General features: G+C 72.2%; 14 protein-coding genes. 6 read left to right on the top strand and 8 right to left on the bottom strand.

Features of this window, described 5'->3' with window-relative positions; all coding sequences use genetic code 11:
• Positions 1-14: 14 nt before the first annotated feature.
• Complete coding sequence (locus ACTWQF_RS18660) at positions 15-515, bottom strand: DinB family protein (protein ID WP_443280603.1); 501 nt, start codon at positions 513-515, stop codon at positions 15-17.
• Positions 516-551: 36 nt separating this feature from the next.
• Positions 552-1,178 (bottom strand): class I SAM-dependent methyltransferase, encoded by a 627-nt coding sequence (locus ACTWQF_RS18655; RefSeq protein ID WP_443280602.1) that lies wholly within the window; start codon positions 1,176-1,178, stop codon positions 552-554.
• A gap of 91 nt (positions 1,179-1,269) precedes the next feature.
• Between ACTWQF_RS18655 and ACTWQF_RS18650 the strand changes: the two genes are divergently transcribed.
• Positions 1,270-1,875: a helix-turn-helix domain-containing protein gene (locus ACTWQF_RS18650; protein WP_443280963.1), complete on the top strand. Its 606-nt coding sequence runs from the start codon at positions 1,270-1,272 to the stop codon at positions 1,873-1,875.
• A 97-nt stretch (positions 1,876-1,972) separates the two neighbouring features.
• Here ACTWQF_RS18650 and ACTWQF_RS18645 read toward each other — a convergent pair whose 3' ends face one another.
• Positions 1,973-2,602, bottom strand: coding sequence for a cysteine hydrolase (locus ACTWQF_RS18645; RefSeq protein WP_443280600.1), 630 nt, complete (start codon positions 2,600-2,602; stop codon positions 1,973-1,975).
• Positions 2,603-2,746: 144 nt separating this feature from the next.
• On the opposite strand from ACTWQF_RS18645, the gene ACTWQF_RS18640 reads away from it, so the two are divergent.
• Positions 2,747-3,208: a pyridoxamine 5'-phosphate oxidase family protein gene (locus tag ACTWQF_RS18640; protein WP_443280598.1), complete on the top strand. Its 462-nt coding sequence runs from the start codon at positions 2,747-2,749 to the stop codon at positions 3,206-3,208.
• Positions 3,209-3,233: 25 nt separating this feature from the next.
• On the opposite strand, the gene ACTWQF_RS18635 is transcribed toward ACTWQF_RS18640, so the two are convergent.
• The gene (locus ACTWQF_RS18635) at positions 3,234-4,565 is read right to left on the bottom strand and encodes an aminotransferase class I/II-fold pyridoxal phosphate-dependent enzyme (RefSeq protein ID WP_443280596.1); all 1,332 of its coding nucleotides are present in this window, start codon (positions 4,563-4,565) and stop codon (positions 3,234-3,236) included.
• A 35-nt stretch (positions 4,566-4,600) separates the two neighbouring features.
• On the opposite strand from ACTWQF_RS18635, the gene ACTWQF_RS18630 reads away from it, so the two are divergent.
• Entirely contained in the window at positions 4,601-5,275 is a 675-nt protein-coding gene (locus ACTWQF_RS18630; protein WP_443280594.1) for a pyridoxamine 5'-phosphate oxidase family protein, read from the top strand.
• Here the strand turns inward: ACTWQF_RS18630 and ACTWQF_RS18625 are convergent.
• The 3 genes from ACTWQF_RS18625 to ACTWQF_RS18615 all read right to left on the bottom strand — a co-directional run bounded on the left by ACTWQF_RS18625 (position 5,262) and on the right by ACTWQF_RS18615 (position 7,908).
• Positions 5,262-6,389 (bottom strand): EamA family transporter, encoded by a 1,128-nt coding sequence (locus ACTWQF_RS18625; RefSeq protein WP_443280593.1) that lies wholly within the window; start codon positions 6,387-6,389, stop codon positions 5,262-5,264. The genes ACTWQF_RS18630 and ACTWQF_RS18625 overlap by 14 nt on opposite strands.
• A 111-nt stretch (positions 6,390-6,500) precedes the next feature.
• Entirely contained in the window at positions 6,501-7,037 is a 537-nt protein-coding gene (locus tag ACTWQF_RS18620; protein WP_443280591.1) for a Clp protease N-terminal domain-containing protein, read from the bottom strand.
• A 199-nt stretch (positions 7,038-7,236) separates the two neighbouring features.
• Entirely contained in the window at positions 7,237-7,908 is a 672-nt protein-coding gene (locus tag ACTWQF_RS18615; RefSeq protein ID WP_443280589.1) for a PadR family transcriptional regulator, read from the bottom strand.
• A gap of 162 nt (positions 7,909-8,070) precedes the next feature.
• Between ACTWQF_RS18615 and argG the strand changes: the two genes are divergently transcribed.
• The 3 genes from argG (at position 8,071) to ACTWQF_RS18600 (ending at position 11,693) form a co-directional block, all read left to right on the top strand.
• Positions 8,071-9,516, top strand: coding sequence for an argininosuccinate synthase (gene argG, locus ACTWQF_RS18610; RefSeq protein WP_443280587.1), 1,446 nt, complete (start codon positions 8,071-8,073; stop codon positions 9,514-9,516).
• Positions 9,517-9,773: 257 nt separating this feature from the next.
• Positions 9,774-10,637, top strand: a complete 864-nt coding sequence (locus ACTWQF_RS18605) for an endo alpha-1,4 polygalactosaminidase (RefSeq protein ID WP_443280586.1) — start codon at positions 9,774-9,776, stop codon at positions 10,635-10,637.
• Between the two features lie 213 nt (positions 10,638-10,850).
• Complete coding sequence (locus ACTWQF_RS18600; protein WP_443280584.1) at positions 10,851-11,693, top strand: PhzF family phenazine biosynthesis protein; 843 nt, start codon at positions 10,851-10,853, stop codon at positions 11,691-11,693.
• Positions 11,694-11,745: 52 nt separating this feature from the next.
• On the opposite strand, the gene ACTWQF_RS18595 is transcribed toward ACTWQF_RS18600, so the two are convergent.
• Positions 11,746-12,543 carry a CPBP family intramembrane glutamic endopeptidase gene (locus ACTWQF_RS18595; RefSeq protein ID WP_443280582.1) on the bottom strand — a complete coding sequence of 266 codons (798 nt, stop codon included), beginning with the start codon at positions 12,541-12,543 and terminating at the stop codon, positions 11,746-11,748.
• Between the last annotated feature and the right edge of the window lie 4 nt (positions 12,544-12,547).

Below are 12,547 nucleotides of genomic sequence, written 5' to 3'. Positions count from 1 at the left end.
AGAGAGTGGCGAAGTCAGCGTCCGGTTGCGCCGTCGATCAGTTCGCGGAGGATGTCTGCGTGGCCGGCGTGGCGGCCGGTCTCCTCGATCATGTGGGTGAGTGCCCAACGGACGCTGGGAGCGGGGCTGTTCGGCCGGGGTCGGGGTACCGGTGCGCCGAGGTCGGTGCACCCGTCGAGTACTTGGTTCGCCTGCGCGGCCGTCTTCCGGTAGCGGGCGACGACATCGGCCACGCTGTCCGCAGGTGCGGCGTGGAATGTCGCCTGCCAGTCGGTGACCCGGTCCCCGAGGAACGTTGATCGCTCGACGAAGGTGAGGTGGTTGAGCAGGCCGAGGAGGTTTGTGCCTGAAGGCACTCCGGCTGTCCGGACCTGCGGTTCGGGGGCATCCGCGATCTTCGTGGCAATCGAGTCCCGGAGGTAGTCGAGGAACCCGCGCAGCACTTCGATCTCGCTGCTTCCGGTCCGGGGTGGCGGGGTGTCGCTGCGGCGATGGGGGCGGGAGGCGGTGGGCATGCTGGTCTCCTTGTGGGGCGCGGTCCTGGCGCCGGTTCAGGCGGTGCGGCGGATGATCAAGATGTGGTCGGTGACCTCGGCGGTGCGCCCACCTGGTCCGGTCGCGATCCGGCGGGGCGCGTCGGCCCGCTCGACCGTCCATGTCGCCGGGTCCAGGTCCATATCCGCGGCGACCTCCTGCGGGGTCGGGTACCGGACGTCGGGATCCTGGTTCCACGACCACGGAGCGGTCGATCCGTGGTCGACGACCAGCAGCCGCCCGTTCGGGCGCAGCGCATGCGCGGCCGCGCGCAGGACGGCGGCCCTGTCCAGGTCGAGGGGGGTGTGCAGGTAGTGGGCGCAGATCAGGTCGAACCAGCCGAGCGGGAAGGGTCCGTCCAGGTCATGTCGCTCGGCGGTGATCCGGTCGCCCAGGCCACGGGAGAGGGCGAGGTCGGCGAGCCTCTCGACTGCCACGGCCGAGATGTCGACGGCGGTGACGCGCCACCCCTGGCGGGCGAGCCACATTGCGTCGCCGCCATCGCCGCAACCGAGATCCAGCACGTCGCCGGGCGGCAGACCGGTGACCGTCTCGGTGAGTCGTACGTTCGGCCGCGGATCGGTGGCTGCCGGCCGGGCCGCGTAGACGCCGTCCCAGAACGTGACCGCGTTGGTGGTGCTCATCAGGGGCTCCTTCTGTCGGGGAACGCGCCTGAGTCTTGCCCGGCTCGCCGTGATCTGGCACGGGAACTTGCAGTTCTGGCAAGGTGGCCCGGTGGATCGCGAATCGGAGGATGTGCTCGACTTCGTGGGGTCTCGGCTGCGCGTGCTGCGCCGCGAACGCGGTATCACCCTCGCTGACCTCGCGGCGGTGACCGGCGTGTCGGAGAGCACGCTGTCCCGGCTGGAGAGTGGACGGCGCCGGGCGACCTTGGAGTTGCTGCTGCCGCTGGCTCGTACCTACAACGTTCCGTTGGACGACCTCGTCGGTGCCCCGCGCACAGGCGATCCCCGGATCCATCTGAAGCCGATCCGCCGGTTCGGGATGGTCTTCGTCCCGTTGTCCCGGCGGCCGGGTGGTACGCAGGCGTTCAAGATGATCATCCCCGCTCGGCCGGAACCACTTGAACCGACCCCGCAGACCCACGAAGGCTTCGAGTGGCTGTATGTGCTCAACGGTCAGCTGCGGCTGCTGGTCGGCGAGCGCGACGTGACATTGTCTCCCGGTGAAGCAGCCGAGTTCGACACGTCCCTGCCGCACTGGCTGGGCAGCGCCGACGGCGGCGCGGTCGAACTTCTCATCCTGTTCGGTCCGCAAGGGACGCGCGCGCATCTACGCACGGCACCCGACCGGTCGCCGCACGGCGGAAGCCGGCAGTGAACTCAGCGAGATGAATGCCGCCTCCGTCGAGCGCCGGCTCGGCAGTCGCGGATCACGCTGGGGTACGCCGAGGGGTAGTGCGTGGCTGTGACTTCGGTCAGCCCGCCCAGCGCTCGTGGATCTCGTCGGCCGTCGTGACCGTCGCGACGAGCGCCAGGGTGTGGCGGACCAGCGCGGGCGTGTAGTCGGCCGGCACCCCGGCGATGGCGTCGGCGGGCACCACGGCCGTGTAGCCCAGGTTGACGGCGTCGAAGACCGCGTTGGGCACCGCCACATTCGACGAGACACCGGTGACGACGAGCGTCCGGACGCCGAGGTTCCGCAGCAGCGCATCCACGTCCGTACCGGCGAGCGGCGAGAGACCGTGCAGCCGTCGTACGACCAGGTCCTCGTCCGCGACCGGGATGGGCTCGGCGACCCGCACGGCGGACGAGCCCGTCAACTGCCGTACGGGCAGCCGTTCGGCGGCGTGGAAGAGCCGGGCGTTGCGGCTGGCGCCCCGGCCGTCGGGACGGCGCTCGGCGACGGCGTGCACGACCTGGACGCCTGCCTGGTGCGCGGTGGCGGTCAGCTGCGCGATACGGTCCAGCACTCCTGTGCTCCGTACCTGGTGGGCGAGTTCGGGCAGGGCGCCGTCCGCGCCGACCACGCCTCGCTGGCACTCGACCGTCAGCAGTGCGGTGGTTGCGGGATCGAGCTGGGCGGCGAGCCGGTCGAGCGGGGGCATGCGCGCTCCCTTCAGTCGTCGAAGCGCCCGCAGGATAGGGAGCATTGCGCAAGGCAGGAAGAGCCTTCATGATTTCCTGACGGGTAGTCAGGAACTCCTAATCAGAGTCAGCAACGCCCGGCTCGGCTCGGAAAGCGGGGACGCATGGCCGACACACAGCAACGGCGGGGACGCCGGATCATGATGACGCCCGAGGAGCAGGACACCTTTCTGCGCACCCAGCGCACCTGCCGGGTCGCAACGGTGGGCCGACAGGGCGCACCCCACCTGAGCGCGCTGTGGTTCTACTGGGACGGCGCCGCGCTGTGGCTGTACTCGCTCACCCGCAGCAGGAGATGGGCGCAGCTGCGGCACGACCCACGGCTCGCGGTGCTGGTGGACGACGGCGAGGAGTACGGGGAACTGCGCGGCGTCGAGCTCTCCGGCCGGGCCGAGTTCGTCGGCGAGGCCCCACGCGTGGGTGAGCCCTGCCCGGAGCTGGCCGAGGCGGAACGACTGTTCCCCGCCAAGTACTTCGGCCTGGAGCGGATGCCGTACGACGGACGGCACGCCTGGCTGAAGCTGGCCCCCGAGTCGGTGGTCTCCTGGGACTTCCGCAAGCTCTGATGCGGCCGCAGCCGCAGCGCCCGCATCAGTCGTACCGTCCGCCCCCGGCCGGGCGCAGCGCCGCCGCGAGGTCGTCGGCGAGGCGGTCGATGTCGGCCGCCGACAGCGGCGAGACGGTCAGCCGCAGTCCGGGCGGTGAGGCGAGCCGGAAGCGAGCGCCGGGAGCCGCCGCCCAGCCCGCCTGGAGCAGCCGCGCCACCGGGCCGGTCTCCTCCCGCACCGGCACCCATACGTTCACCCCGCTGCGCCCCCGCGCGGCGACGCCCCTGGCGGCGAGCGCCTCCAGCAGGGCAGTACGCCGCGCACCGTACGAGGCAGCCACCCGGGCCGGGTCCGCCGCGCCGGTCTCCCACAGGTGCGCGACGGCACGCTGGAGCAGGTGACTGACCCAGCCGGGCCCCAACCGCTGACGGCCGCGGACCCGGTCGACGGTGAGCGGGTCACCGGTCAGCACGGCGAGGCGCAGATCGGGGCCGTACGCCTTGGCGGTTGAGCGCACCAACGCCCAGTGCCGGGTGGTGCCCGCCAGTGGGCGCAGGGGGAGGTCGACGATGCCGTGCCCGTGGTCATCCTCGATCAGCAGCGTTGCCGGGTGGTCCGTCAGCACGGCGCGCAACTCGCGGGCGCGTGCAGCCGAGACGGCGGCGCCCGTCGGGTTCTGCGCGCGGTCGGTGACGATCGCAGCGCGCGCGCCCTGCCCGAGGGCACGCTCCAGCTCTGCGGGCTGCGGCCCGTCGTCGTCCACGGCGACGGGCAGCGGGCGCAGCCCGAGCGCGGGTACGAGGTCGAGCAGGCTGCCCCAGCCGGGGTCCTCCACGGCCACGGCGTCGCCGGGACGCAGATGCGCTGCCAGCACGCGCTCGATGGCGTCGAGCGAGCCGGACGTGACGGCGAGCGGCCCGGCGGGCACCCCGTCGGCATCCAGCGCCGCGCGGGCCGACGCCGCGAATCCGGGGTCGATGTCCGCCGCACCGTACAGCACGGGATCGCGTGCGGCGCGGTCGGCCGAGACGGCGAAGGCGGCCGCGAGCGGCGGGAGCAGCGCGGGGTCGGGGTTCCCTGTCGAGATGTCCACTCCGCCTGCGGGTGGCTCGACCCGCAGGGACTCGCGGGGCGCGGTGGCCGGCCGCTGCCGTACCCGGCTGCCCCGCCGGCCGGCTGTCTCGATGACGCCGCGATCGCGCAGCGTGCGGTACGCCGCCGCCACGGTGTTCGGGTTCACCCCCAACTCGGCCGCCAACTCCCGCAGCGGCGGCAGCGAGTCACCGGGCGCGAGGGCGCCGCTGCCGACGCCGCGCTCCACGCTGTCCGCGATCTCAGCTGCTCCCCGGCCTTCGATCCGGTAGTCTCCTAGCACAAACGAGATTATGCACTAGTGCAATAGGAGGCGCAATGACCGGCTCACCGTCCACCCCGACGACCTACGCCCCGACCCCACGCACCACCGGCAGCCGGGCGCGCGAGCGCATGGCCTACGACCGGGAGCTGGTGCACGCCGTCCTCGACGACGGCTACCTGTGTCACCTGGGCTTCGTCCGCGACGGTGCCCCCGTCGTACTGCCCACGCTGTACGCGCGCGTGGGGGAACGGCTGTATGTGCACGGCTCCACGGGCTCCCGTCCGCTGCGCGAGGCGGGCCGGGAGGACGGCGGGCTGCCGGTGTGTGTGACGGTGACCCACGTGGACGGGCTGGTGCTTGCCAAGTCCACCTTCCACCACTCCGTCAACTACCGCTCGGTGGTGGCACATGGCCTCGCGTACCAGGTGACGGAGCACGAGGAGCGGCTGATGGCGCTGGACGCGATCGTGGAGAACGCCGTCCCGGGCCGGGCCGAGGACTCACGCAGGGCCAACCCGAAGGAACTGGCCGCGACCGCAGTCGTCCGGGTGGACCTGGAGGAGGTGTCGGCGAAGGTCCGCTCGGGCGGGCCCAGCGAGGAACCGGAAGACCTCGACCTGCCGTACTGGAGCGGTGTGCTGCCCGTCTCCCCCGCCTACGGCGCCCCGATACCGGCGGACGACCTCGCGCCGGGCACCCCCGTCCCCGGCTACCTCACCGCGCGCTGACGTCCACGGCCGCGTCGGCCCCGGCCGTCCCGGTGGACCCGGCAACCGGCGCGGCATCGTCGGCCTGCGCCTTGGGGGTGGAGCGCTGGGCGATGAAGGCACCCAGCAGCACGACGGCACCGCCCGCGAGCTGGACCGCGCTCAGGTGCTCCCCGAGCAGCACCCAGGCGAGCACCGTCGCGATGACCGCCTCCAAGCAGGCCACCACGCCCGCGACCGGCGGTGAGAGCCGCCGTACCGAGACCACCCCGGTCAGATACGCGGTCGCGGTGGCCACCAGCACGATCCAGACCAGCAACACCAGTCCGTGCACCGCGGTGCCGTGCAGCTGGGCGCTCCGGCCGAGCACCGACCAGTCGGTATGCCAGGGCCTGGCGACGACGGTCAGCGCCAGCGCACCGATCAGCAGCCCGTAGGCGATGACGCCCATCGGGTCGGCCGACGGCCTGGCCACGGCCCTCTGCCCGCCCGGGCCGTCACCGCGCTCGGCGCAGTCGCCACGCTCGGCGCTGTTGCCGCCCGCCCCGGCCCTACCGTCGGCCTCCTCGGCCGTGCTGCCGTGGTCCGAGAGCACGAAGTAGCCCACCTGACAGCAGGCGGCCCCCAGGGCGAGCGCCAGCCCGAGCCCGTCCAGCCGTAGCCCTGACCACACCTCCACGACACAGCTGAGCCCGCCCACCGCCAGCACCATCCCGACCGCGGCGGCCCGGGTCACCGCGCGGCGCTGGACGAACCGCACCCACAGCAGCACCAGCGCCGGCGCCAGATACTCGATCAGCAGCGCGACGCCGACGGGGATACGGGAGAGCGCGGTGAAGTAGAAAGCCTGCACACCCGCGACCGCGAGCAGCCCGAAGCCCACCAGCAGCCACGGCCGTTGCCGCACCAGCGCGCGGTGCCGCCAAGCGAGCGGCAGCAGCACGAACGCTCCGCCCGCGGCGCGCAGCCAGGTGACGTGGAGCGGTTCGAGTCCGGCCTCGATCAGCGGTTTCGCCGCGACACCCGAGCTGCCGAACGCGCACGCTGAGACCAGGGCGAGGACGAGACCCGAGGTCCGGGCCCGGGAGAGGTCCGTGGCGGCGGACGCGGCGGAGCGGGAGGACTGGGTAGGCATCGCCGCATCATCTCAAGTGCCGACAGGAGTGTCACCCCCGATACCCCTGTCACCTCCCGCCCCCGCGGTCGGCACCCCCGGCTTCGCGGTCAGCGCCCGGCCGCTGACGGGTCAGGCGTCGTCGGCCACTTCCAGCCGGTCGGCCAGCTGCGCCACATCCACTCCCGCCCGGCGCAGCACCTCCACTCCCCGGCACTCCGGGTCGGCCACCACACCGGCGAACAGGTCCACTCCCTCGGTGCGCTCCTTCACCAGCCGCCGGGCGCGGCGAGCCGCCAGCTCCAGGGCGGCCTGCGCGCTGGGCGACCAGCCGGGCACACCACCGGGCTGCTCGGAGACGGCCGGTACGGCGCCGGAGTCCTCCACGGTGCTCTGCCAGCGCAGGCCGTAGCCGATGCTGCGCTGGACGAGATAGCCGAGCAGCTTGCCGAGCTGCGGGCCACCGCCGTCCAGCAACTCCCAGGTGCCCCCGTCGGACTCCAGCAGGCTGTGCAACAGGTGCGCCGTGTCGATCTGCCGGTCCCCGTCCCGCGCCGCGCGGCGGCGCGCGGTCGCGATCACGTCGGCCAGCGCAGCGCTGACCTGCGGATCGACGGCGGCGTCGACTCCCGGTTCGGCGGAGAGGCTGGGCGGTGTAGAGCTGTGCACCGAACCACCACATCACACGCACCTGTGAGAAATCATCAGCGTGCCGTGGCATATGCCGGTCCCCCCATGGTTGGGGACGGATGTCGGACGTCTCCTCCTTGGGAAGGAGGCGGAACGCGTCATTCCCCGCCGGGCTTCCATGGAAGCGCGCCCGTCCACGACCGACGTGCGCGGGAGCGCGCGAGGCGCTCCCGCTGGCTCAGTCCTCGTCGGCGAGGATCAGATAGAGGCTCTTCCTGGCGTCGTTGACCACCCGGAGCGCCTTCTCCCGCTGCTCCTCCGTGCCGGTCGCCCACACCTGCTGGAAGGCCGCCGCCAGCCCACCGGCCGCGGTACGGACCTCCTGCATGGCCTCCCAGTCGGCGCCGCGCCCGGCTTCCTCCCAGGGCGCCTCGGCGCCGGCCTCGGCCTCGGTCCTGCCCTCGTCCGTGAGCGAGAAGTGCTTCTTGCCGCCCTCGCTCTCGCTGGCGATCAGCCCCTCGTCCTCCAGCAGCTGCAGCGTCGGATAGACAGAGCCGGGGCTGGGTTTCCAGGCACCGCCGCTGCGTTCAGCGATCTCCTGGATCATCTCGTAGCCGTGCATCGGGCGCTCCTTGAGCAGCGCCAGGATCGAGGCCCTGACGTCGCCGCGCCGGGCCCGGCCCCGAGGGCCGCCCCTGCCGCGCCCACGGCCACCGAAGGGACCGTCGCCGAAGGGCGGCCCGAACGGACCGAAGGCCGCACGCCCACGGCCGGGACCGCGACCACGGCCGCGACCGTGCCGGTGCGGGCCGCAGGGACTGCCGTCGGCCCCCTCAGCCCCGTACTCCCGGCCGGGACCGTACTGCCGAGCGCCCTGTTCCATCCCGTGTTCCATTCCATGGGGATACATCGCTGACTCCTTTCGCATCACATCTTTGATCAGTCGCGATGCTTCAACGATATATCGGGATCCATCGCATGACAAGCCACCACTCTGCCGATCGGGCTGCGACGAAAAAGAAGATTCCGAACCGGCTTTGCATAGCCATGCGTGCGTATGCATACTATTCCTATGTCTAAGGTCCTCACCTCCCTTCCCGCCGGCGAGCGCGTCGGCATCGCCTTCTCGGGCGGCCTCGACACCTCCGTCGCGGTCGCGTGGATGCGCGACAAGGGCGCCATCCCGTGCACCTACACCGCCGACATCGGCCAGTACGACGAGCCCGACATCGCCTCGGTGCCCGGCCGTGCGAAGACCTACGGCGCCGAGATCTCACGCCTGGTCGACTGTCGCGCGGCGCTGGTCGAGGAGGGCCTGGCCGCGCTCACCTGCGGGGCGTTCCACATCCGCTCGGGCGGGCGCGCCTACTTCAACACCACGCCGCTCGGCCGCGCGGTCACCGGCACCCTCCTGGTCCGGGCGATGCTCGAGGACAACGTCCAGATCTGGGGCGACGGCTCGACCTTCAAGGGCAACGACATCGAGCGGTTCTACCGGTACGGCCTGCTCGCCAACCCGCAGCTGCGGATCTACAAGCCGTGGCTGGACTCGGACTTCGTGACCGAGCTCGGCGGCCGTAAGGAAATGTCGGAGTGGCTGCTCGCCCACGACCTGCCCTACCGCGACAGCACGGAGAAGGCGTACTCCACCGACGCCAACATCTGGGGCGCCACCCACGAGGCCAAGACGCTGGAGCACCTGGACACCGGCGTGGAGACCGTGCAGCCGATCATGGGCGTGCGGTTCTGGGACCCCTCGGTCGAGATCGCCACCGAGGACGTGACGATCGGCTTCGACCAGGGCCGTCCGGTGACGATCAACGGCAAGGAGTTCGCCTCCTCCGTCGACCTGGTGATGGAGGCGAACGCCATCGGCGGCCGGCACGGCATGGGCATGTCGGACCAGATCGAGAACCGGATCATCGAGGCCAAGAGCCGCGGCATCTACGAGGCACCCGGCATGGCCCTGCTGCACGCGGCGTACGAGCGCCTGGTCAACGCGATCCACAACGAGGACACCCTCGCGCAGTACCACAACGAGGGGCGGCGCCTCGGCCGGCTGATGTACGAGGGCCGCTGGCTGGACCCGCAGGCGCTGATGGTGCGCGAGTCGCTCCAGCGCTGGGTCGGTGCGGCGGTCACCGGCGAGGTGACGCTGCGGCTGCGGCGTGGTGAGGACTACTCGATCCTGGACACCACAGGCCCGGCGTTCAGCTACCACCCGGACAAGCTGTCGATGGAGCGCACCGAGGACTCGGCGTTCGGCCCGGTGGACCGGATCGGCCAGCTCACGATGCGCAACCTCGACATCGCCGACTCGCGGGCCAAGCTGGAGCAGTACGCCGGGCTCGGCCTGATCGGCACCGCCGACACAGCCATCGGTGCCGCCCAGGCTGCCGCGACCGGGCTGATCGGCGCCATGCCGGAGGGCGGCGCCGAGGCCATCGCCTCCCGCGGTGAGATCTCCGGTGACGACGAACTGCTGGACCGCGCCGCGATGGAGTCCGGCACGGACTGACCGGCCACGTCGGCCCGCCGGCCCCGTCGACACGGAAGGGCCGGCAGCCGAGGGACGCACCACCGGAGAGGCCGGCTCGGCACCGAAAGCGCCGAGCCGGCCTCTCTCGTTTCCGTTGCAGGGACCGTTACCGGGGCCGGGGCCGGTGATCTGGAGGGGTCCCACGCAGCCCACCGGCTGAGCCGCGCGGCGATCTCCGTACGCTGAGCACGGCACGGCGGCCCGCGCCGTCCCACACAGCGTCAGGAGCCGCCCCCATGAAGAGCGCCGCCGCCTCGTCGGCCTGCAGCCGCCGGGTCCCGGTGCTGGTCGCCGCACTCCTCGCGGTGGCCTCCCTCGCCGGGTGCGGCGCAGGTCCGGGCGGCGGTACCTCGGGCCGCGACCGCACCTCGACGGCGGCCCGGCCCACTCCGCCGCCGGTGCACGCGGGCTTCGACTACCAGATCGGCGGCGCCTACCCGCCGCCCGACGGGGTGCGGGTGGTCTCCCGGGACCGCGGACACTCCCCCGCTTCCGGGCACTACAGCATCTGCTACGTCAACGGCTTCCAGGCCCAGCCCGAAGCGCTGGAGCGGTGGCAGCGGCACCACCCCGAGCTGGTGCTGCGCAACAAGAGCGGCAAACCGGTGATGGACACCGACTGGAACGAGGCGCTGCTCGACACCTCCACGGCCGCACACCGCAAGGCGCTCGCCCGTCTCGTCGGACGCTGGATCGACGGCTGCGCCAAGAAGGGGTTCCAGGCCGTCGAACTGGACAACCTCGACTCCTACGAGCGCTCCGGCGGGCGCCTCACCGAGGCCGACAACGTGGCGTTCGCCGCCCTGCTGACCCGACGCGCCCACCGGAGCGGGCTGGCAGCCGGACAGAAGAACGCCCAGGAACTGCTGGCGCGGCGTACCACGATGGGGTTCGACTTCGCGGTGACCGAGGAGTGCGGGCAGTACAAGGAGTGTGGACAGTACGCGAAGGCGTACGACGACCGCGTGCTGGATGTCGAGTACACGGCCAAGGGGCTGGCGGCGGCCTGCCGTACGTGGGGCAAACGGCTCTCCGTCGTCCGACGGGACCTGGACGTCCGGCCCGAGGGGGAGGACGGGTACGTCCACGAGCGGTGCTGAGCCGGTCCGCAGGCGCCGGATCGACCGCTCGCGCCGGATCGACCGCACGGGCCGAATTGGCCAACACGCGACGAATTGGCCCCCGCGCCCGCCCGTTCACCACCTCGCCCCCCGCTTCTCTCGCCGCCGCACCGAGCCACCCGCGCGATTCCCGAGCCACCTGCCGCGAATTGGCCATGCACAGATCCACTCCGAGGCCGTACTGTCCAGGCCATGAGACTCCGCACCGTTGACGCCTTCGCCGCCGCCCCCTACACCGGCAACCCCGCCGCTGTCGTGCTCCTGGACGCGAACGCCTTCCCGGAGGACTCCCGCCTCCAGGCCCTCGCCGGGGAGCTGAACCTTTCCGAGACCGCCTACGCACACCCCCTCCCCGACGACCCGGAAGCCGACTGGGCGCTGCGCTGGTTCACGCCGACGACGGAGGTGGACATGTGCGGCCACGCCACGCTTGCCACCGCGCACGTACTCGCCGACGACGGCCTGCTCGGCGAGGGCGAGCGGGTGCGCTTCCGTACTCGCAGCGGAGTGCTCAGCGCCTCCCGCGAGCCGGACGGCACGCTCACCCTGGACTTCCCCACCGCCGAGCTGACACCGGTGCCGGTGCCGGACGGCGTCCGGCAGGCGTTCGGTACCGACGCTGTGGCCGCCTGGGACACCGGCACGCTGGGAATGCTGGTGCTGGAGCTCGCCGACGAGAAGACGCTGCGTGAGCTGGCCCCCGCACCCGCCGACGTGGCCGCGCTCCCGGCGCCGGTCGTGGTGGTGACGGCCGCAGCGGCATCCTCGTCGGGCTCCGCGTCGGGCGAGCCGGGACACGACTTCGTCTCCCGGGTGTTCGCCCCCTCCCAGGGCATCCCGGAGGACCCCGTCACCGGCAGCGCGCACACCGCGCTCGCCCCGCTGTGGTCACGCCGGCTCGACCGCGACACCCTGACGGGCCTTCAGGCGTCGCGGCGCACCGGCTATGTCCGCACCACACTGCGCGGCGACCGCACCCTGCTGGGCGGCCAGGCCATCACCGTGCTGGACGCGGCGCTGCGTACGCAGCTGTAGCCACCGGCGCACCGCCTGCCCGCGTCCACGGCTGCCCGCGTCCACGTCCGCGTCAGGGCGTGGGCAGCCAGTCCACGCGTCCCGCGAGCAGCGCGTACCCGACGAAGGCGACGATGTCGATCAGCGCGTGAGCCGCCACCAGCGGACCCACACGCCCCCAACGCCGATAGAGGACGCCGAAGACGAGGCCCATCGCCAGGTTGCCGAAGAAGCCCCCGATGCCCTGGTAGAGGTGGTACGAGCCGCGCAGTACGGCGCTGGCGGAGAGCGAGGCGAGCGGCGTCCAGCCGAGCTGATCGAGCCGGCGCAGCAGATAGCCGACGACGATCACCTCCTCCAGCACTGAGTTCTGCACGGCGGACAGGATCAGCACCGGGTACTTCCACCACACGCCGGGCAGCGACTCCGGCTCCACGGTGAGGTTGAAGCCGCCGGACTGCGCCAGCAGATAGAACCCGATCCCGCAGCCGCCGATCCCCGCCGCCACCGCGGCGCCCCAGCCCAGGTCGAAGGCGGGCCGACGGCGGTCGAAGCCCAGCACCCGCAGCCCGCCCGCGCCCTCGCGGGCCAAGAGGTGCGCGACCAGCGCCACGGGCACCAGCGCGGTCGCGATCCCGAACAGCTGCCAGGCCAGATCGAGCCACGGCCGCCCGGGCGCCTGCGAGGAGTTGAGCCGCGCCGCCTGGTCCGCCAGCCCGCCCGGCCTCGTCAGCGCGCCGATGAAACTGATCAGCGACGAGACGGCGCTGGCCCCCAGCGAGAGGGCGAGCACAAGCAGCAGCTCGGTACGGAGCGACTGCCGCGGCAGCCCGTCGGCGGAGGCCGCCACCTCAGGCGCCTGTACGCGCACTCGA

Source organism: Streptomyces sp. 8N114, assembly GCF_052245835.1.
In the GTDB taxonomy this organism is placed as follows: Bacteria; Actinomycetota; Actinomycetes; order Streptomycetales; family Streptomycetaceae; genus Streptomyces.
The sequence above is the reverse complement of the archived record's forward strand: the minus strand, read 5'-3'. Positions and strand labels throughout refer to the sequence as shown.

Excerpts from the sequence above, each read along its gene's own strand:
- ACTWQF_RS18660 (WP_443280603.1), bottom strand. The coding sequence starts at position 515 with ATGCCCACCGCCTCCCGCCCCCATCGCCGCAGCGACACCCCGCCACCC.
- ACTWQF_RS18655 (WP_443280602.1), bottom strand. The coding sequence starts at position 1,178 with ATGAGCACCACCAACGCGGTCACGTTCTGGGACGGCGTCTACGCGGCC.
- ACTWQF_RS18645 (WP_443280600.1), bottom strand. The coding sequence starts at position 2,602 with ATGCCCCCGCTCGACCGGCTCGCCGCCCAGCTCGATCCCGCAACCACC.
- ACTWQF_RS18640 (WP_443280598.1), top strand. The coding sequence starts at position 2,747 with ATGGCCGACACACAGCAACGGCGGGGACGCCGGATCATGATGACGCCC.
- ACTWQF_RS18630 (WP_443280594.1), top strand. The coding sequence starts at position 4,601 with ATGACCGGCTCACCGTCCACCCCGACGACCTACGCCCCGACCCCACGC.
- ACTWQF_RS18625 (WP_443280593.1), bottom strand. The coding sequence starts at position 6,389 with ATGCCTACCCAGTCCTCCCGCTCCGCCGCGTCCGCCGCCACGGACCTC.
- ACTWQF_RS18615 (WP_443280589.1), bottom strand. The coding sequence starts at position 7,908 with ATGTATCCCCATGGAATGGAACACGGGATGGAACAGGGCGCTCGGCAG.
- argG (WP_443280587.1), top strand. The coding sequence starts at position 8,071 with ATGTCTAAGGTCCTCACCTCCCTTCCCGCCGGCGAGCGCGTCGGCATC.
- ACTWQF_RS18605 (WP_443280586.1), top strand. The coding sequence starts at position 9,774 with ATGAAGAGCGCCGCCGCCTCGTCGGCCTGCAGCCGCCGGGTCCCGGTG.
- ACTWQF_RS18600 (WP_443280584.1), top strand. The coding sequence starts at position 10,851 with ATGAGACTCCGCACCGTTGACGCCTTCGCCGCCGCCCCCTACACCGGC.